This is a genomic window from Vallitaleaceae bacterium 9-2, assembly GCA_038396585.1.
Lineage (GTDB): Bacteria > Bacillota > Clostridia > Lachnospirales > Vallitaleaceae > UBA1351.
In genome coordinates, this window is record CP121691.1 from 2435584 (window position 1) to 2455964 (window position 20381).

15 protein-coding genes are annotated in these 20381 nt (G+C 36.9%); 2 read left to right on the forward strand and 13 right to left on the reverse strand.

The annotated features are described in order from the left end of the window. Positions 1 to 37: 37 nt before the first annotated feature. Positions 38 to 925, reverse strand: a complete 888-nt coding sequence (locus tag QBE53_11455; GenBank protein WZL80420.1) for a fructose bisphosphate aldolase — start codon at positions 923 to 925, stop codon at positions 38 to 40. A gap of 174 nt (positions 926 to 1099) precedes the next feature. Between QBE53_11455 and QBE53_11460 the strand changes: the two genes are divergently transcribed. Further along, the gene (locus tag QBE53_11460; protein WZL80421.1) at positions 1100 to 1426 is read left to right on the forward strand and encodes a (2Fe-2S)-binding protein; all 327 of its coding nucleotides are present in this window, start codon (positions 1100 to 1102) and stop codon (positions 1424 to 1426) included. 65 nt (positions 1427 to 1491) lie between these two features. On the opposite strand, the gene QBE53_11465 is transcribed toward QBE53_11460, so the two are convergent. The 10 genes from QBE53_11465 to QBE53_11510 all read right to left on the reverse strand — a co-directional run bounded on the left by QBE53_11465 (position 1492) and on the right by QBE53_11510 (position 16963). Further along, complete coding sequence (locus QBE53_11465; GenBank protein ID WZL80422.1) at positions 1492 to 2667, reverse strand: glycoside hydrolase family 88 protein; 1176 nt, start codon at positions 2665 to 2667, stop codon at positions 1492 to 1494. Positions 2668 to 2697: 30 nt separating this feature from the next. Then, on the reverse strand, positions 2698 to 4689 hold the full coding sequence (locus tag QBE53_11470) for an alginate lyase family protein (GenBank protein ID WZL80423.1): 1992 nt from the start codon (positions 4687 to 4689) through the stop codon (positions 2698 to 2700). A 32-nt stretch (positions 4690 to 4721) separates the two neighbouring features. Beyond that, the gene (locus QBE53_11475; GenBank protein WZL80424.1) at positions 4722 to 6227 is read right to left on the reverse strand and encodes a HAMP domain-containing sensor histidine kinase; all 1506 of its coding nucleotides are present in this window, start codon (positions 6225 to 6227) and stop codon (positions 4722 to 4724) included. A 13-nt stretch (positions 6228 to 6240) separates the two neighbouring features. Beyond that, positions 6241 to 6921, reverse strand: a complete 681-nt coding sequence (locus tag QBE53_11480; GenBank protein ID WZL80425.1) for a response regulator transcription factor — start codon at positions 6919 to 6921, stop codon at positions 6241 to 6243. Positions 6922 to 7013: 92 nt separating this feature from the next. After that, on the reverse strand, positions 7014 to 7877 hold the full coding sequence (locus tag QBE53_11485; protein WZL83302.1) for a carbohydrate ABC transporter permease: 864 nt from the start codon (positions 7875 to 7877) through the stop codon (positions 7014 to 7016). 27 nt (positions 7878 to 7904) lie between these two features. Further along, positions 7905 to 8801, reverse strand: a complete 897-nt coding sequence (locus tag QBE53_11490; GenBank protein ID WZL80426.1) for a sugar ABC transporter permease — start codon at positions 8799 to 8801, stop codon at positions 7905 to 7907. A gap of 125 nt (positions 8802 to 8926) precedes the next feature. Beyond that, on the reverse strand, positions 8927 to 10243 hold the full coding sequence (locus QBE53_11495) for a sugar ABC transporter substrate-binding protein (protein ID WZL80427.1): 1317 nt from the start codon (positions 10241 to 10243) through the stop codon (positions 8927 to 8929). Between the two features lie 187 nt (positions 10244 to 10430). Next, positions 10431 to 14915, reverse strand: coding sequence for a DNRLRE domain-containing protein (locus tag QBE53_11500; protein ID WZL80428.1), 4485 nt, complete (start codon positions 14913 to 14915; stop codon positions 10431 to 10433). 130 nt (positions 14916 to 15045) lie between these two features. Then, complete coding sequence (locus QBE53_11505; GenBank protein ID WZL80429.1) at positions 15046 to 16071, reverse strand: hypothetical protein; 1026 nt, start codon at positions 16069 to 16071, stop codon at positions 15046 to 15048. A gap of 16 nt (positions 16072 to 16087) precedes the next feature. After that, positions 16088 to 16963: a hypothetical protein gene (locus QBE53_11510; GenBank protein WZL80430.1), complete on the reverse strand. Its 876-nt coding sequence runs from the start codon at positions 16961 to 16963 to the stop codon at positions 16088 to 16090. 292 nt (positions 16964 to 17255) lie between these two features. On the opposite strand from QBE53_11510, the gene QBE53_11515 reads away from it, so the two are divergent. Beyond that, a complete protein-coding gene (locus QBE53_11515) occupies positions 17256 to 18593 on the forward strand; it encodes a sodium-dependent transporter (GenBank protein ID WZL80431.1) in 1338 nt (445 codons plus the stop codon). A 76-nt stretch (positions 18594 to 18669) separates the two neighbouring features. Here QBE53_11515 and QBE53_11520 read toward each other — a convergent pair whose 3' ends face one another. After that, entirely contained in the window at positions 18670 to 19470 is an 801-nt protein-coding gene (locus tag QBE53_11520) for a 3-keto-5-aminohexanoate cleavage protein (protein WZL80432.1), read from the reverse strand. A gap of 21 nt (positions 19471 to 19491) precedes the next feature. Continuing rightward, a complete protein-coding gene (locus QBE53_11525) occupies positions 19492 to 20217 on the reverse strand; it encodes a GntR family transcriptional regulator (protein WZL80433.1) in 726 nt (241 codons plus the stop codon). Positions 20218 to 20381 lie beyond the last annotated feature (164 nt).

Here is a 20381-nt window from a genome sequence, read left to right on the forward strand (position 1 = left end):
TTTAATATTTATCCTTTACATAATTCCAATTATTCTTTTACATGATGGATGCATCATAAATCGATTGAATCGACTGATCAAGCATTGTGTTAAATGCCTCATCACTTTGATCAACATTAAGGTCTTGTGTCAAAGCCCTTGAAAAACTTGCAATGAGCTTTGGATTGCGACGTAGCTTTTCATTAGCCACCTCTCGTGAATATCCTCCTGAAAGCGCTACTACCCGAACTACATTTGGATGTTCAATAACGTCTTTGTAAAAATCGTCTTGCTCGGGTAATGTAAGTTTTAACATGACTTGATACTTTGGATCCAAATAGGTCAAATGCTCCAACAACTCTTGCTTAAGCAGTTGTTCCCCTTGTTGTTTGTCCTTCATATATATGTCAATTTCCGGCTCAACAATGGGTATAAATCCTGCATCCACTATGATTTTTGCCAATTCAAATTGTTGACTAACCAGTGCATGAATGCCTTGTTTATTGACTTCTTTTATCACTGAGCGCATCTTGGTTCCAAAGATATGGCGCTTTTTAGCCCGTTCTAACAACGCTTCTAAATCCGGTATCGGCTTCATCAGCATCACACCATCGGCTAATGGTGCCAAACCTTTATCCACTTTTAAAATTGGAACGATGCCTTTTTTTTGCCAAAGATAATCCGAAGTATAGTCATCATCAATTTTCATATCCATTGTCTTTTCAAAAATTATAGCAGCAAGAATTCTATCTTTGGTAAATGCAGGGCTTGTTATAATCCTGGAACGCATATCATGAACGAGCTGAAACATTGTGTCTGCATCTGAGTACGCTTCTTCCAAGATTCCATATGCGGCAAGTGCTTTCGGTGTACTTCCGCCACTTTGATCAAGGGCCGCTACAAAACCACTGCCTTTTTTCATTTGCTCAAATTGTACCATGTCCATCTTAACACCTCCATTTGCTCTTAAACAGTTACGTTTTTATTATACACCTTATTTGATAGAACTGCGAATACAAAAACATGGTTAGCATTGACGCTGTTACATGAATCTGATATAATGACCAGCACGATGCCCAAATATAGGCATCCTAGTAAAAAAATGTTAGGAGAATAAGTAATGGCAAATAACAGAGTAATTTGTACAACAAACAATGTAGAGTATCTTGATATACGAAAAGCAATGGTGCAAGGCGTTAGAACAGTTGAGGAACTTACTAAGCACACCGGTGTCTGTCTTGCTTGTGATGGATGTAAAAATGAAATCGAACCCATCCTCACTTCCGTATGCGGCTGTAAAGAGGTTTCACTGCAGGCTGTCATTGACGCAGTACATGGCGGAGCCGATACGGTTGAAAAAGTAGGAAAAATCACTGGTGCAGGAACAGGTGAAGACTGTGGTCGCTGCCAAATGTTAATTGCAAATGTCATTGAACTTGGCCGGTAATCTGATAAAATAGATAGCAAAAAAAATCACCACATCCATAAAGGATGTTGGTGATTTTTTATTTTTTACCAATAAAGCTTCCAATCTGTTTGCAGTCGAATCAATGCTTCCATATAATAATAGTCTCCCCATGGATTGGATTCATCAACATTACGGTCATTACACGGGTTATGGGGTGATTTTCTGGCATAAACTCCATGAAGTAATACTGCGTTGGAGGTTTTAGGACTTTTTGCCGCATAGTTATCCATAAGCGACTTCATGATTTTTAAGGCTGCATCTTTATAATATGCACTTTTTTCTTCATCTAAGTATTTTGCCATTTCAAGCATTCCACATACTGCAATAGCCGCAGCCGAACTATCTCTTGGCTCGTCGGAGCCTTCTTCAAAAATAAAGTCCCAATAGGGTACTAAGTCACTCGGCAAATGTTCTAAGAAGTAATCGGTTATCTGGAAAAACCGTTCTTTGTATTCTTCATTATGGGTATATTGATAGCTAAGGGCTGTTCCATAGATTCCCCACGCCTGTCCTCTTGACCATGCTGATTCATTGCTATAGCCTTGACGGGTTTCTCCATATAGTGGTTTCCCTGTTCCTTTTTCAAAATAATACGTATGGTATGTTGAACAGTCTTGTCGCATAATCACATTAAGGGAAGTATTGATATGCTTTTTCGCCATGTCGGCATACGTATCATCTCCTAGAATATCTGATGCCCAATATAACAATGGTAAATTAAGGAGGCAATCAATAATCAAACGATAGTTATCCTCTGCATTTACCTCGCCCCAAGCTTGAATAAATTCACCATTCTCCTGATATCGGCTCGCAAGATTTTTTGCTGCTAAAATCCCCGCCTGTTTTCCTTCTTCACTTCCGGTGAGCTTATATGCTGCGACACAAGATAAGCTATATAAAAAGCCCATATCATGATTATTGGTATCTATTTTTTTTTCAATACGTTCTAAAAAGCTTCTCACTTGAATAAGCGCTGCCTCTTTATATTTTTCTTCACCTGTTAATTCATAAGCAATCCACAATTGTCCCGTCCAAAAACCTGTTGTCCATGTTGTATTGTCATGAGGCTTATAAAAATTATCTTCACTTCCATTCGCCTTAAAGTGGTGTGTAAACTTATCCAAATCATAGGAAATCTGTTCAATTGCTATTGTTGTCGCTTTTTCTAGCTCTTGTTGCGTCGGCAACGTATATCGCTCCCATTTATTATTATCTATCATTATGTCTCCTTATTCTTTTCTAAAATCTACTTATCGACTTAATACGCAGTGTTGCACCTTATCATCCTCAATCGTTACAACCGTTACATTTCCGACAAATTGGATGTCACATGCTTCAAACATATTAATACTTGATGCTGTCTCACCATGTGCAAAAAAGACAAGGTATTTTTTTCCGTGCTTCTCGATTTTTACGCATTCCAGCTGATGGGTATCAAAATGTGCCATATCACCAACCGACTTCACATCAACAGCTTCTATTTTTGCTCGAGTTGTCGCCTCTTGATTAAGATCAATGACAAACGTGCTTGCCATACGCGGTCGGTTGCTTTGACTGATTTTTGCCAATGTATGCGTATCCAATTGATTATAAAAAAATGAATGCGGTTGTTGTTCAAGTTCAATTGTGGGCTTTGATAAACATTGAATCTGAACAAAGTTCTTGGCACTTTCATAAAAAACACTTTCCTGCGTTGCTGTGACTTGTCCCTTAGCACTAAAATGCAGCAACTGTGTAAACGTTTTTTCCTCTTGACTGATGACTTCATCACTCACAATATATATATCGGGTTTTATATAGACGATTTTACGATTTACAAACACACCTTGATCCAAATATCCAAGATGACCGCCTTCAATAAACTCAATGGATTGATTAAGGCGATGTGGGCGATGAATCGCTTGCGCTAGTTTTTCATACCCCCATGACCCCTTTGTCTCCATAAATGGTATATCATCAACAATAACCGTATTATGTGCAAAACAACTCTTAAGTTGATGGCGAATCTCTTTATCGACGTAGGTATATCGTCCGCTGTCAATCAACACATCTTCTCCATGTGCAACTAAATCAATATGTAGTTTTTCACAATGTCCATGACCTCCACCAATCGATCCATTACTAAAGTGCAACAGGTGTCCATCTTCTTTCCAACTTGAGCGCATGTAATAGTTCCCACTGCTTGCAAGTTCCGTTGAAATCTCTTCTGGCGCTTTTGTTCCTAACTGATCATATGTGTAAATCGCCTCTTCGCCTAACTCCCAGGCATTCATAAAATCTAGACGTTTATATCCTGCAAACTTCAAAATCGGGTCATTAAACAACAATGCACTTTTACTTAATATGTCACGTAGGTCAAAACTATCACTATCACCTTGACAGAATTCTTCTCCATTAGGTTTCTTCCATTTCATATTAACATGGGCCATTTGATGGATGATACGACGTGAAGCTTCACTAAATTGAATGGCTTCATCCTCACTTTTTTCTATAACCGCTAGTAGACACACCAAGACTTCGTTATGATACATTGGCGATTGCTCCCAATGCACACCATCATTATAGACTTGAACTTTTAATGCCGTTTCTAGGCGTTCTATAGCTGTTTGCATATACTCTGTACGACCAAGGGCAAGACCACCAATATATAGACCCGCATTTTCAATTACACCCCAGTTGCTAATCACGCTAAAGGGGCGTTCAACCCCCATAATATAAGTACAGTGCAATTGAATACTCTCATAAAACATCTCTTGAAATCCTTCATCTATCAGATCACATCCAATAAAGTATCCGTAAGCCTGCAGCCAATAATTTAAACGTAGCCCTGCTTCTATGGATCGCCATGTCGTCGCTTTTTTTGCTTCTGTCAACGGTTGACTCTCAATCCATTGCTCCATCTGGTCTTTAAATGCATGGATATACTTTTTTTGTCCCGTCATTTGATAGGCTTGACCCAGGAAAATCCAGTATCGATGTCGATTCAGCGCAAAAATCCATTCCGGATCATCCGAGGGAATATGCTCCCAATCAATAGCACCTTCAAAACTTACAATATCATGGGTTTGCTCCATGTCCCAATCCATATTAAAAATAAATTGCTGATTGCAAATTAAATCCGCAGTCTCAAGCACTTTTTTTTTCATCTCTGGAAAATGTTCTGAGCAATACTCGCTTATTGTCTGCATATTGCCATGTATTCTATTAACAAACTTATCCATAAAAATCGTATCGTAATTCATAAAATCGTCCTTTCAGTCATGTTCTAACTAGGTTAAAGTATAGGTAATGCTATTGAAAATAAAGTCCCTTTTCCCGGCACACTTTCTGCTGTGATTTTTCCATCATGAGCGGTGACCACTTTGTAGCAAAAAGCAAGCCCTACCCCCCAATTATTCACAGAAGACTTTGTTGTGAAAAAAGGAGAAAATATTTTATTCATATGGTCTTCATCAATTCCACGTCCATTATCTTTTATCTCTATAATCCCCCATCGTCCTTGCTCGCGAATACGTATGGATATCTCGCCATGCGTCTTATCCTCAATCGCTTCATAGGCATTGGCAATCATATTCACTAAAACTTCTGTAAATGCCTCTTCATCGATATATGCCATTGTCACCTGCTTATTTTTTTCATAGATCAGTTCAACATTACCATCCATACTATGAAAACTATCCATGGCATTTTCTATAGGTTTTTCCACCGGAATCAGCTTTAAGTTCAAATGAATGTTTTTTAGCTGCTTATTTGCATTTTCAATACTTGCAAAGCAAAAATCACATGACTCCATAATAAGCTTAGTGCTAATGATTGCCTCTTCATCTGCCTGACAATGTTTTGATAAGTACTGCGCTTCCGATCGTATCCCCTGAATATGGTTTTTGATAGCATGGGTAAACGTATTAACCCCAAGACTTGCAGTATCAATGCTTATACTTATATTGGCATGATCCCTTTTATAATAGCTTTCCATGGTATTATACTTGAGGATGTATATAATTAATAAGATATAGGCTATCAAGAAGACAAAATAATACGTCGGATTATTTAATATCTCGATTTGAAAATTTGGAATCAAATAATTATAATATCCTTTTTTCATGGTGGCTTTAACCAAAACCATCGGATGCCAGCGAAACAAATAGAAGAACAACAAAATAATAGGTGTTATACACAATAAGTTAAATAAGGTATATATCTTAAGAAATTTTATCTTCGGATGTGTGATATAAAAATTGATTAAAATCCCAAGGGTTACCAAACAATATAAACCATTGACTACTTGGAACATATTATTAAAATGCCCTAGCCAAAGATTGTAATCGTCAAAATTCATCAGTGACTGGTTGCTAATATAAAGTTGTATATATTTTTGCACGAGAGGATCAAAAAGAAAAACTTGCAGGAGCGGCGACACTGCCAATAAAAGATATTTTCGATTGTTTTTTTTACTCTCTTTGCTCGTAAATGCAATGGCAAAGCAAATAGCACTGTAGTAAAACAACCCTACACCTACATTAATGCTTCGAATAAGAAGGTCGGGGCGAATATTTACTCGAACAATTAATAGATTCCATATGTCCCTTGTGATATAAAATATGTTGTTGATTTCACGCCAATAATAGTTTTGTTTGCTTAAATACAAGATTAAACTCGCAAGAGAAATAATCCATCCTCCAAAAATTCCCAATAAAAATCGCATCGATATACTTGATCTGTTCTTTAGGAAAGAGGCTAACAAAAAAATAAAAATGACAATTGATAAATATATAATCATACGTCTTTATCCTCTATATATCTTTGATAAGATCAAAAATCTTTAGCTTATTAATAATTTTTAGTACTTCCTTGTAATTGCTTTTATTGAATTTTTTTAAGATACTGTTTATCTGTTTTTTTATTGTATCTACTTCCACACACCTTAATGCAGCGACTTCTTTTCTCGTCTTATTCTCTGACAATAGCTGGAGAACTTTGAGTTCACTTGGTGTAAGCTCTGAGATGATTTTGATTACAAACAATATACTTTGCTCGCTTTCTTTCATGCGTTGAAATTCATCCCGTATTTTTTCAGCAACCATTGGACGTATAGGCGATAGGTTTTTGTGTGCTGAGTAGATGGCATCTAAGATATTATCATCGGTGTCCGTTTTTAGGATATAATCTACGATGCCTGTTTGAAATGCGGCAAAAATAATATTATCATCTTTATGAACGGTCAGCATAATTATCTTAATATCTCCCAGTTTTTCATTGATTTGCTTTGCCGCTTCAATCCCTGCCATGTTATTTTCCATTTGGATGTCCATTAATATAATATCTGGGTGATGAATAGCAGCCATCATAACTGCCTCATACCCACTTCGTGCGGTTGCCACTAATTCTAAATCCGGCTTTTCTTTAATGAGTCTTTCGAGTCTTCGAATATGTACTTCCAAATCATCTGCTATTAAAAGTTTAATTTTTTCCACAAATCTTTTCCTCCTTTTAATACGATCAATGATTCATCCATCTTATCATACTTTTTTTAGTCTAGCCAGTCTAAGATAGGCAAACGCACACATTACCCTTTAACTCCTGTAGCAGCAATTCCTTCTACAAAGAAATCTTGAGCTAATAGATAAACAATAATCGTTGGAATACTCGCACAAACGGCTGCTGCCATAAGCAAAGCATATGAAGAACTTAGTTCTGTCTGTAGATTACGCATACCTAATTGCAATGTCTTCATGCGGTCACTATTAATATAGATAAGTGGACCTAAAAAGTCATTCCATCGATCGACAAACGTAAAAATTGTTAAGCTTGCTGCCGCTGCTTTACCTAATGGTAAAATAACTTGAGCATATATTCTAAATTCACTACATCCATCGATTCGAGCTGCTTCTGACAGTTCTTCCGGTATTCCCATAAAAAATTGTCGGAACAAAAAGACCCCAAACGGATTAAATGCTGCTGTTAATATAAGTGCAAGATGCGTATCCACAAGTCCTAGATTTCTAATAATCATAAACTGAGGTATCATAATTACTTGATAAGGTATCATCATCGTTGATAGATATCCTAAAAAAATCTTATCTCTTCCTGGAAATTCGATTTTTGAAAACGCATATGCTGCCAAAGAACATGTGAACAGTTGAATCACGGTTACCGAACCTGCTATTTTTATCGTATTAAGATAATACGTCATAAATGGCATTTCTGTCCATATCTTTTTATAGTTTTCCCATTTTATCGTCTCCGGTATCCATTGAATGGGGAACGCAAAAACATCAATTTCTCTCTTTAAAGAAGCTGAAATCATCCATAAAAATGGCATAATCATTATTAACGAGATGGCTGCCAAAAAAACATATAACAATACTCTTTTTGTAATCTGCCATGCTTGTTCTTGTTTTACTTTTTTCATTGTATTATCTTTTACCATCGTTTTCAAATTTTTCACCTCTATGTTTTAGTAATTTACCCATTTCTTTTGTCCTCTAAATTGAATGATTGTGATTGTTACAATAATAATTGCAAGTACATAGGACATTGCTGATGCATATCCAAGATTATATTTTTGGAAAGCTTCCACATAAATGTTATATACCAAAACATTAGTCGAATGTCCCGGTCCGCCTCCAGTTAGCGCATAGATTTCTGTAAAGACTTTAAATGAATTAATCAAGGCAATAATCAATGTAAAAAACACGACGGGTGAGAGCATCGGCAAGGTTACATTCGTAAACTTCTCCCATGCATTTGCGCCATCAATTTGTGCCGCTTCATACAGTTGCTTAGGAACGCCCTGTAGTCCAGCTAAAAATATAATCATATAGTATCCAATCATCTTCCAGATATACATAATAATCACTGAAGCCATGGCTGTGCTTGTTGCTGACAACCATTTTGGCGGATTATCCACACCAATAGTCATCAAAAACTGATTAATCGGACCAAGTGTTGGATGATAGAGCAGTTGCCATACGACCGCTACTGCGATAGCTGCTGTTATGTATGGTAGGAAAAAAGCCGCTCTTACAATCTTTATGCCTTTGATTCCTTTGTTTAATAGTATAGCTACTGCAAGTGCAATAATTAAGGTCACCGGAACAGATACCAATGTAAATACCAATGTATTCCACATCGACACTCTAAAAATATCATCTGAAAATAGTTTGACAAAATTATCAATGCCGATAAACTCTAGTTCACCAAAGCCATCCCAACTTGTAAAACTTAATACAAATGACGCCACAATCGGAATAAATGTGAATATTGCAAATCCGATGATATTGGGGACCAAAAACAGATATCCTTTAATGGCATTTCTAACTTTTAAGTTCATTCTTTTTTTTCTCTTTTTCACAATTTTTCACCTTCTAGCTCGTATTCTCACTTCTTAACACAATTAATGTAGAATCTACTCTCGTAAAATAAAGTAGCTTACGTATCCTATTAGCTTGATACGTAAGCTAAGTTGATCTTACTTATTTACTTATTTAATTCTTCTTGAATTCTTTCTTTGATGACTTCAAATGTTTCTTCAACACTTCGTTCCCCTACGAAAGTAAGTTCTGCTTCACGTCCATAGATTTCATCTTTAATAATTCCAACACCAGGAATACTTGGGTTTTCAAGATAAACTTTTGCTTCTGTAAAAATTTCGATATTTTCAGGACGTTGACTTCCGTCACCTACAAAAATATTTTGAATTTCATCATTTGAATACGCTGGAAGGTTTCCATGTTCAGCATATATCTTGGCACCTTGTTCACCCGATACATACTTAACAAATTCCCAAGCGGCTTCTTGCTTTTCGCTATTGATAGCTACACTGATTGGATTAGCTGTTCCATAAGTTGTATTTGGCTCTACACCTTCTGGGTGAGGCATAGGAACGACATCCCAATCAAATGTTACTTCACCTTCTGCTTCTAAGTCTCTTAATTGTGCTACATGGAAGTCACCAATGATATTCATTGCTGTTTGACCTTTAGCAAATTCTGTTTTATAGTGTGCACTTGTCGCTTTCGCATTGGCAAAAGACATAATGGAACCATCCGCTTCAAGATCCATTCTAAATTGAAGAGCTTCCATAAATGGTGTTAAGTCTTCGTCGATAATGCTTGCACCTTTTTGAAGTCCTACACCATACCAAAGTTGTGGCCATGTATGGATATATGCACCTGCAACCGTATCTGTTGTCATTGTCTTAGCTAATTCTCTAAATGCATCCCATGTCATATCTTCACTTGGATAGCCGACTCCAGCTGCATCAAACAAGTCCTTGTTGTAATATAATACCGTTACAGTTTTTCTGTATGGAACTCCAAATAATTCGCCTTCAACTTTAAGTCCATCATAAAGTGGTCCATAAGGTGCTACATCTACATTGTCTTGTTTTACAAGTGGCTCAAGGTTTAACAACTGCCCTTTACTTGCAAGGTCTGCATACTCTGCTGTATTTTTGTGTGTAATTACATCAATATCTGCTCCACCAGCTAATTGAATTGTCAATTTGTCTTTGTACTCTTCTGATGGAAATTCCATTAATTCCACTTTAATGTTTGGATTTTCTTCCTCAAAAGCTGCTTTAATTGCTGTTAATTCTTCTTTTTCATCAGTCCACATCGTCACATTAATAGTTACAGGTTCTTGTTCACTTTCTGTTGTTGCATTGGATTCATCTGTTGTCTGTGTTGATTCTGTTGAATCTGTCGCTTCAGGTTTTTTCTCCTCTGAACCACATCCAGCAAGTAGTCCCATGCTGACTACCAAAATCATTAAACTTGCTAAAAACTTTTTCATTTTCACTTTTCCTCCCTAAATAAATGTATTAAATAGAGTTCAACTCTATACACACATTATAATCTTTAATGTAAGTTTAACTAAGTTGAAACTTTCTTACCCCTCTTTTTTGGCGCTTTTACCATAATCCTATCTGTTTGATAGATGAAGATGGCTTTATTGGGGGAATGAATCATTCCCCCTTGTTTTACTTTGACTCAAAAAGAGAAACTAATGTATCAAGGCGTTGTAAAACCATTGCCATTTCAGCTCTTGTGAGTTCTTTATTCGGACTCATTTTATCATCTGCAGTGCCTTGCAGCAATCCTGTCGCCACACAATATCCAATGGCTTCTTTATACGCGGATTGTTCTATATCGGTATACATCATAGGCGTTTCTTTCTGTGGAAGTTGTTCACCTGTTGCTTCGAATAATACTTGTGCTAATAAGGCTCTTGAAATCGGCTGTCCCTCCAATTGCACTAGCGCTTGAAGCGTTGTCTCTGAAAGTCGTGCGCCCATAGACATCATTGGATAATAAGCCCAATGCTCTTGATCATGGATATAACGCTCAAGCGTCTCCTTTGCCAGTGCATTTTTCACGCCACCTATATCATGAATGAGAAATACCCGGTCTAAAAACGTCATCGTATCTTCAGCTTTTAAAGGTTGGTCTGGATTAAATAATTCAAGACTATAGCCTTTTACAATCCCTTTTTCTGAAAGGGTGCTAATAGCATCGTGCGCCCAATGTTCTTTTGGCATATCAATAAATTCTTTGGCTTCTTCTTTTTGAAGCTTAAGCACTTCAATGGGAATTCCCAGCTCTTTTAAGAGACTTGGCTTTTTTTGTATTTCAATTAATTGTTTTCTTGTGAATTGACCCAATGTTGCTTCTTCTAACTTCTCAAGCGTAAGTGCATCTTCTAAAACCGTATAGGAAAACACTTCAACAAATTGTCGTTGTATGTTGTTGCGATGGCGTACATCAAGGTTTTTCCACGTCTGTTCTACCGTTTTACTTTTGTTCGTATTGGAATGACTCGAATTACCTGTATTGCTTCCCGCTCCATCGCCTTCGCCCGTTTCTTTTTCAACAGTGATTTGACAGCTCGATTGTATTGTAGTATCTGCAACAGCTGTGACAGTTATGGTGACCTGACCCTCACGCAGTGCGTGCACAAGTCCATCTGTTCCCACCGTTGCCACTTCTTCATCACTGCTTGACCATGTCATAGCTTTATTTGTTGCATTTTCCGGTAATATGGTCGCCTTTAATTGATGGTTCGTGTTTTCTTGAAGCGCTAACGTTTCATCAGATAATACGATGCTATCTACGGCTACCACGGGGGTCCTAGAAAATTCATGGGCACCTATATCTGCTTTTTCTCCTACATATAGGTTTGTTCCATATATATCCTGTGTACCTGAATCTTCAATAATGATTCCACCATCAATTGCCGGAGAATTATCTTGAAGCTTAAAGTTGGCAATATTTGCATCCCAAATACTTTGTATCCAAGTATCCATCGTGATGCTCTCAACCTCAGGGCTCACAAGCATTGGATCTTGAGTATTAAGGCCAACATATGGGTTTGGACTTCCCTCAAGTTCTAGAAGTGATTGCGGATACATGATATTGTGGGACATATTTGCTGCTTCATAATTTCCTGACATTTCTGAAAACTTTTCAATTGTACCGTCTACATGGACGAGGTTATTTTTGAAGAACATATTTGCGATATTATCTTCTTGAATAAAATAAGGAAGTGTAATATGTTCACCTACATAAATCGTATTGTTGTAAATTTTAACACGGTCATTCATACAGAAAAAGATTTCATTTCCATTTCCATCATTTTGGCTAATATTATATCTAAAGATATTGCCAACACCTGCACTTGTCATTGTCAACAAAAATCCGCCTTTGTTATTATGGCTGTAATTATACTGATATATATTATTTTTGGTTCCAATATCAAAGTCAAATGCTTCGCCATCATTATATCCATGAACCCCATCATACACCTCGTTATATTGTATAATAACTCCATCGGTCTGGTATAACCACAAGCCGGCATAATTTCTTGATTTTGGACACGTACTGTGTCTTCGAACAATATTTTTTTCTGCAAGTCCCCCTGATGCAATCTCTGCAAGGACAATACCATCTCCATGAATGTCTTCTATGAGATTGTTTCTAAAGACAACATCGTAGTTTTTTATGCTCCCTGTATTGCTTCCATTTCTGTATGTCTTTGTACGAAGCCCTTCAATAGCTACATTTTTTATATGTGAGTCTTCTACGCGTATATCTTTAAATCCTGATGGAATGTCTGTTGCATTTCCTTTCTCATCCCGTGTATCCCCTAAAAAGATAATACCACCGGTTAATTTATCTCCATCACAGTCTGTATTTACATCATGAACATAGACATCATTGATGTAAATGTGCTCTACATAGCCGTTACCACCTGCATACACCATGATTCCGACACGATCTGCGCCGACTATATCAGCGCCTTGGTTTGTCACTTCTAAACCGTTAACCTCCCAGTAAGATACATTGTATAAATGTATCGCACCTTCTGCTGTCACATTAGCTGTTTCTAGGTTGGAGATACCATTACCGTTAATAATAGGTCTGCTTGGATTTTCCCCATATGCATCAACAATGATTGGTGCGTCCGCTGTACCTGAACCTTTCGGTTTAAACTGTCCATTCCAAACGCCTCCACGTTTAAATAGAATTTGAGTTCCTGGTTGAAATTGAATAGCATTTAACTTATCTAATGATTTCCATGCGCTCTCTTCACTTAAGCCATCTGCGTCATCATCTCCATTGAAGCTATCTACATAATACGTCCCTGATATTTGGCTTTCAAGTCTTGTTAGCTTAAATTCTTTTTCAACAACATTTTCTTCTTGGTCAGTTGCAGTGATGCGAACTGTATTTTCTCCTATCATCAGTGGAATATCATATAGATGATCACCTTTTGTGCGAATCTCCACACCGTTGACATCCACTTTAAGATTAACCGACACCGTGTCATTAACGCTTTTTGCCTTGATCAACACATCATAAAGCGTCTCATGTGTATGGACTGAACCTTGTTCGATTCCTGATACTTCTAATGTAGGTGCCGGCAAGCCCTCAACAAAGACTAATTTAGCTGCATTGTCTATGTCCGTTTCTCTACTTGCTAAAAACGCTCCTTTTTGATCATGTCCGTCTTTTACTTCTAGGGCAAAATAAAGCTTGTCAAGCTTTGCTCCTGATGCCAGTTTTTGATTAATAAATGGGGCAATATCTAAATTCATAACCGTTGCATGCCCTGTCCTTTGATAGCTTACCGTTCCTGCTTTTTCTCCAACTGCAGGTGCCGTATTCCAAGTTAATTCATACTCATCAAACTCCGGCACCTCATAGATATTAATCACTTCTGTTGTTCTGTCTGTTCCCATAAGTTCACGCGCATAAAGTTGAATGTTGGCTTCTTTAACATAAGGTTCTTCATTGGCTGATACATCAAATGCAAGATATGTTCGTCGTTCCATATTGCCTGTGGCAGGCTTTTTTAATAATAATCCACGGGAATCGTTATTGCCGATTTTATCCGGATTATGTTTTTCAACATATGTATCTGCTACAACTGGGTATAGCATTGATTGAGAATATTCAACATGATAGGTCAAGGTTTCGCTTATATTACCTGACATATCTTGTGCACTAATCTCAATGACATTATTTCCACTATCTAGAATAATGGTATTCGTCCCATTGACAGCCTCTTGCACTACATTATTAACCACTACATTAATGCTTGGGTTGTCATCATAATTGTCTGCTACGTGTATGTCAAAAGTCAATTCTTTTTTAATCGCTTTGAGTCCGTCATATAAATCTGTCACTTTAAGTGTTGGTGCTAATTCGTCCTTATATTCACCCTGATATATATTTAGATAGGGCGTATAGATGCCTCCATCTTTATATTGTGAAAAGAACTGGATACCCGCTTGATCATTTAATGTTTTGGGGTATATAGCTAGTGCAAACTGCAGGCCAGGATTTTCAACGAGTTCATCTTTTAGTGATGTGATATCTATCTCTACCCATTGTCCTTCATCCTCTGCAAAAAATTCTTGTTCTCCAATAATATCACTGGTATTTAATGTCGGTGTATTGTTCCATGTCCAGTTTTCCTCACTAATGCTAGGCTTACTTGTTTTGTAGATTTGCATTATATCTTGCTTACCACTTCCAAAGTGTTCATGCAAATACATCGTGAGCTTTATTCCTGTTACCTGCTCCCAATCAACATCTGTCGGCATGTCAAACTCCATATATCCTCTTCTAGAATAACTTTCATCTGCCGACCACTTTGCTTGAATAGCTTCTCTTGGAATGGTAGATGAACCTGTTGCCGCCGGAGTATCTGCATGTCTTCCTCCTCGAACGGTCGTCCCATAAAGCGCATTAGCGCGAATCGACCCTCCACTTTCAAGGTCAATTGCTGAAGAAGTTGTTACTTGAGCCTGTACCGCTTTGACAAAGATTTCTTCCTTGTCTTGCTCCTCTTGTTCTAGTAACACCGGCTCAGATAATGTTTCCTCTTGTGCATACATTCCAATACTTTGGAAGCTTAGCATTACCACTAAAAATAAAGCAAGATGTTTTTTTAACTGCTTCATTCCCTTTTCCTCCTTAAATAGTTTAGTCAGTTATTATAATGTACCTATAGAGTATAGTATGCTATTTGCACAAAAATAAGGGGAAGATTTCCTTCCCCCTAGTAAAATCCGATATTTTTTTGTGTAAAAACTATTGCATTTGGATATGATTATACTTTTTAGGATTGAACGTAACAATTGCCTGGTCAACTTTATCTGCCACCATTTGTTCAAAGCGTTCCTCGAATATGCGTTCTTCTATGAATATCTTAGCTTCTTCAAAAAGCACTGTATCGCCTTGTCTACGCTCTAAACAAACCAAAATATATTGCCGTCCATCATGTGTAATTGGTTGACTCATCTCATTTGTATCTAGAAGATATGCTTCTTCTTTTAGGCGTTTTTCTAACGGTGACGTATTTTCATCTTTACTTTCATCTTTTCCGTATTTTATAATTTTGGTTGAAAGCGCTCCTTGTGTTACATATTTTTCTTCAATCTCCCTTAACGTTGTTCCTTTTTGTATATCTTCAATCAACGATCGGACAATATCCTCTTGATTCTTCACATCCAATTCTTCCACTGCTATTTGTAATACTTTTAAGTTATCTGGTGAATTATAGTATGTCGCAACATTTTCTTCATATTTTTCTCTCAATAGATTTTCTTCTACAGGTGCAGCTGTCAACTTGAATCTTTTTTTTACTTTTAATAGAATCTTACTATGGTATAGCATATACTCTTGGAAAGCATCTAGCCCATCCGCACCATAAGCGCTCTCTTCCCGTTGTATTTTCTTTTTTATCTCTTCATATGTGGAGCCGCTTAATACATTGTATTCTTCTGCGATTTTTTGTTCTACCTTTATTTGCACAAGTTTTTCCAAAGCATTCTTTTTTGCATATTCCAAAGGCGTCTCATGATCAAAGTCTGTATTCCAAAATCCTTCATTATATTTCGCATCATATTTAGTACAAAAATGGTTCACCGTAAGTGCCTTTTCATCTTGTAAAAACATCTGAAACTCTTCCTCTTGTATATGTATATCATTGATCGTTAAGGCCGCTTTGCTTTCATGCATTTGCCCAATAAGCTTAATGAAAAAGACCAAACCTACTATACAAACAAATAATGTAACTTTCCATGTCAATTTAAATGTTTTCCCTCTAATTTGCACATTTATCCTCCTAGATTTATGTAAGAATCTTTTTAAGTTCTTGTACTTGATTTTGTTCCCATGTTTTTCTATATGTTTTGTTGACAAATCCGTCTAGGTACTTATCTGTCAAAAGCTTCCAAGCTTTGCTTTCCTTACCGGGTATAACAGGATAGAAGATGATATTGCTGGTACTTGCCACCTTTGCATCCCCTAGAGTATCTCCAATGAGCAGTATATTTTCCTCATCGTATCCTAGTTTTTTTAATTGCTTAATATATCTAGTTTTATCGTCATCATTTTGAGCGTAGAAAAAGTATGCTTCTTCGTCAAGACCTGACTTTTTCCATTCTGATTTTAAATCATACACCGCATTGGAAGATACTACAACAATATCTGCAAATATTTTTATTTTTTTTAAACTTTTGTTTACATGAGGAAAAGGCATTGTTCCATAAATAAGTTCCTGAATACTTCTATCCGCCTCATGAGACCACAATAATGCACGTTCTATAACCGTATCACTGGTTTTATCAAAAGCTTCTTCAAGGCTTGTTAATGTCGGAAAGTCTTCCGTCATTATCCATGCTTTAAGATTTGCTGTGTCTGGTAAATTAAAATAGTATCTATTCAATTCTGGACGTTTTTCCAAAGCCTCAAAGATTAAGCATAGTAGCATAAATCGATTTAACCCTCTATTTTTTGAATATAAGCTCATCTGTTCCGCTTCTTCTCTTACATATTTTGCTATGGGTTGAAGCTCAAAGCATTTAATCAATGCGGGAATTAAGCACTCTTTCCACTGAATCTCTAAAGTATTAAAAATAGAACCCTCCAAATTAATACATACTAAAAAATCTTTTTCTTTATTATATTGTTCTGTCATTTCCATAGGTTTTTCCAATCTATTCATCTATATATTTACTCCTCTCAAAGTACTTAATGCTATATTACTTTATTTTTTTTGTCTTTCATAGTTGAATGTTTTGTTCCCATAGGACAAATAAAAGCCGCTGTCACCCCCACTTGACTTTTATACTATAGTGTGTTAATGTGAAGTACAATGTCATAGTGTTAAGAAAAAGACAAGCAACGGTGGTACCATGAGCTTTCGTCCTTTGTCCCTTAAATTAGGGACAGAGGACTTTTATTCGTCACTGCCATCAGCATAAACTCAACAAAAATTATTATTCAGGAGGCATTTTATGGACATTCAACAAGAACAAAAATCAGGAGGGTTTCGCAGTCGCTGGGGATTTATATTAGCCTCTGTTGGTTCGGCTGTCGGGATGGCAAATGTGTGGGGATTCCCCAATAAACTAGGAAGTAATGGCGGTGGCGCTTTTTTATTATTATATCTTTTGTTTATTTTTATTTTTAGTTATGTAGGTCTTCCTGCAGAATTTGCTATCGGGCGACGTGCTAAGACAGGTACTTTGGGTTCCTATGAAAATGCATGGAGCACACGAAATAAAAAAGCAGGAAAAGCAGGTGGAATTCTTGGGTGGTTGCCGCTAGCAGGTTCTATGTGTATTGCCATTGGGTATGCTGTTATTTTATCCTATGTATTAAAGGCATTATTTAACTCTTTAACCGGAACGCTAATGACTGTAAATACAGCAACATGGTTTGAGTCATTTTCACTCACAACTTACTCTGTCATTCCATATCACATCATTGTTGTCGTTATCACCCTACTTACACTTTTTTTAGGTGCAAAAAGTATTGAAAAAACGAATAAATTTATGATGCCATTATTTTTTATTATCTTTTTGATTTTAGCAATTCGTGTTGCCATGCTCCCTAATGTTATGGAAGGCTATGCTTTTATGCTTATTCCACGCTGGGAAGCACTTAAAAATCCAATGGTTTGGATTGCGGCCATGGGACAGGCTTTCTTTTCCTTATCGATTACAGGAAGTGGTATGATTGTATATGGTGCATATTTAGGTGAGGAAGAAGATGTGGTCTCTATCTCTCGAAAAACAGCTATTTTTGATACTATCGCAGCACTTATAGCCGCTTTAGTTATTATCCCGGCATGTTTTTCTTATCAACTTGATGTAGGCGCAGGACCCGGACTACTTTTTGTAACGCTACCGACAATTTTACAAGATATTCCTATGGGACGTCTTTTTGCTATTATTTTATATGTTGCAATGATTTTTGCTGGAATCAGTTCGCTACAGAATATGTTTGAAGCTGTCGGCGAATCGCTACTTCATAAATATCCAAAACTTAGCCGTAAGGTCGTTCTTTTATTGATGTGTTTGGTCTGCCTAGGTATTGGTGTAAATATGGAAGCTATCTTCCAATGGGGTCCTTGGATGGATCTTATCTCAATATACATTATCCCTATTGGAGCAACATTAGGTGCTATCTCATGGTTTTGGATAATGAAGAAGGACGATCTACTTTTTGAAATTAACAAAGGGACTACTAACCCTCAAGGAAATACTTGGTATTATATCGGCCGATATATCTATGTTCCTTTTGCGATTATTCTCTGTTGTGTTGCACTATTTATGAAAGTAGCCTTTTAGTGCATCACTAAAAGATAAATATCTAAATAATATACTAAAACCGCAATCAGCCTTTTGGCCGTATTGCGGTTTTATGTTATATGCCCATGAGACTTCTTGCCTCTTTTACTGATGCTACCTCTAGACCAAGAACATGTATGATTTCGACAAGCTTTTGAACTAATGCATAGTTATATTTTGCTGTTGTTCTATCATCCATATAACGACTGTCTTCAAATCCAATTCTTACCAAAGAAGCTCCCATCGCTAGTGCCGTTGCAAGAAAACTCCAATCTTGTCTACCATAATGTGTTACACCCCAGATGGCATCTTGAGGTACAAAAGATTGAAATGCATACAAGCTTTGAACTGTTGCTTGCATGCCTCCTTGATGCCCAAAGACTAGATTATACATAATCGGTTCCTTAAAGTTGGTGTGTTCTTCTTTTTTTAACCTTTCAATATTATGAATCATTCCAATATCAAAGACTTCCACTTCCGGAATAATCCCTCGTTTGTAGGACATATTCGCACAATAACGTATATCTGCAAAACAATTGTTATAGATAGCTTCACCTAGATTGGTCGATCCTCCATTAAGGGATGCTGTCTCTGCTTTATCATATTCAAGAGGCTTACATCTTTGTTCAATCGTCATGTTGGATATGCCTCCGGTAGATACTTGAATGACAACATCTGTTTTTTCTCGAATTTTTTCGAAGCACTCTACAAGGTATGTTGTGTCTTCTGATAATTCACCTTCTGGCAAGCGCGAGTGTAGGTGACACATAGACGCGCCCTCTTTTACACATTGTTCTATGTCTTTGGCTAGCGAACCAGAATCAATAGCATCCCCCGCCTTAACCGGGGCCACTGAAATAATGACTTTTCTTTTCATATATTTTCCTTTCTCTTTACTTTAATGTTGAATTTGCTTCCAAAATCTATAATGTCTATTGACAACTTCACTAATTTGATCAACATCTTGACGAAGAATTAAATCCACTATATCTTTATGTAGATTGATAAAACTGTCTTTCACATCTTTTTGTATAATGCACTGGGTCGCTTGCTTTCTCGAAGGAATTGTAATACGGTCAACATAATGATACATACTGATTAACAGTACATTGTCAATCGCTTTTACAATGGACATATGAAAATCAACATCTGCCTTAAGCAACACATCTATATCAATCTCTTCTTTATAGACTTGTACTTCTAGTTCTTCAAGGTATTTTATCACGTCTGCCATGTTGTCTTTATGTAGCTTTTGGCTTGCCACCATAAGCATACCGATATCAAGAACTTTTCTTAATTCAATAATGTCGCTTGCTGAATCTTTTTGCAGTAAAATACCATACAGCATCGGGTCTAGCATCTGTTGTGTATAGGTATTACTTACATACGTCCCGTCAGCCCTCTTAATATGTACAACCCCATAGGATTCTAGAATTTTTATAGCTTCACGTACAGAGTTTCTCCCTACCTGCAACGCATTACACAATTCAACTTCTGTGGGAAGCCTCTCTCCCGGTTTTAGCTCCCCTTGAATGATTGCTTCTGTGATCTGGTCGACAATTTTTGACACAATGGACTTCTTGCTTTGCAATGGGACATCTAATATACCATTATTCTTTTCCATAATTCACCACCTTTTATTTAACATCCAACGTAGGATGTTAGGTTCTACTATTATAATGCCTGATTTATTTCTAAATGTAAATAGCCATCTCTTACAATAATTACGTATCTTTTTGTACACTTTTCCAGATAGTCACACAATTTTTCATCTATCTCTAAGAGCAT

Bases quoted from the DNA above. Each gene is read 5' to 3' on its own strand.
- QBE53_11455 (WZL80420.1), bottom strand. From the start codon at position 925: ATGGACATGGTACAATTTGAGCAAATGAAAAAAGGCAGTGGTTTTGTA.
- QBE53_11465 (WZL80422.1), bottom strand. From the start codon at position 2,667: ATGATAGATAATAATAAATGGGAGCGATATACGTTGCCGACGCAACAA.
- QBE53_11525 (WZL80433.1), bottom strand. From the start codon at position 20,217: ATGGAAAAGAATAATGGTATATTAGATGTCCCATTGCAAAGCAAGAAG.
- QBE53_11495 (WZL80427.1), bottom strand. From the start codon at position 10,243: ATGAAAAAGTTTTTAGCAAGTTTAATGATTTTGGTAGTCAGCATGGGA.
- QBE53_11485 (WZL83302.1), bottom strand. From the start codon at position 7,877: ATGGTAAAAGATAATACAATGAAAAAAGTAAAACAAGAACAAGCATGG.
- QBE53_11470 (WZL80423.1), bottom strand. From the start codon at position 4,689: ATGAATTACGATACGATTTTTATGGATAAGTTTGTTAATAGAATACAT.
- QBE53_11515 (WZL80431.1), top strand. From the start codon at position 17,256: ATGGACATTCAACAAGAACAAAAATCAGGAGGGTTTCGCAGTCGCTGG.
- QBE53_11475 (WZL80424.1), bottom strand. From the start codon at position 6,227: ATGATTATATATTTATCAATTGTCATTTTTATTTTTTTGTTAGCCTCT.
- QBE53_11510 (WZL80430.1), bottom strand. From the start codon at position 16,963: ATGAATAGATTGGAAAAACCTATGGAAATGACAGAACAATATAATAAA.
- QBE53_11500 (WZL80428.1), bottom strand. From the start codon at position 14,915: ATGAAGCAGTTAAAAAAACATCTTGCTTTATTTTTAGTGGTAATGCTA.
- QBE53_11460 (WZL80421.1), top strand. From the start codon at position 1,100: ATGGCAAATAACAGAGTAATTTGTACAACAAACAATGTAGAGTATCTT.
- QBE53_11520 (WZL80432.1), bottom strand. From the start codon at position 19,470: ATGAAAAGAAAAGTCATTATTTCAGTGGCCCCGGTTAAGGCGGGGGAT.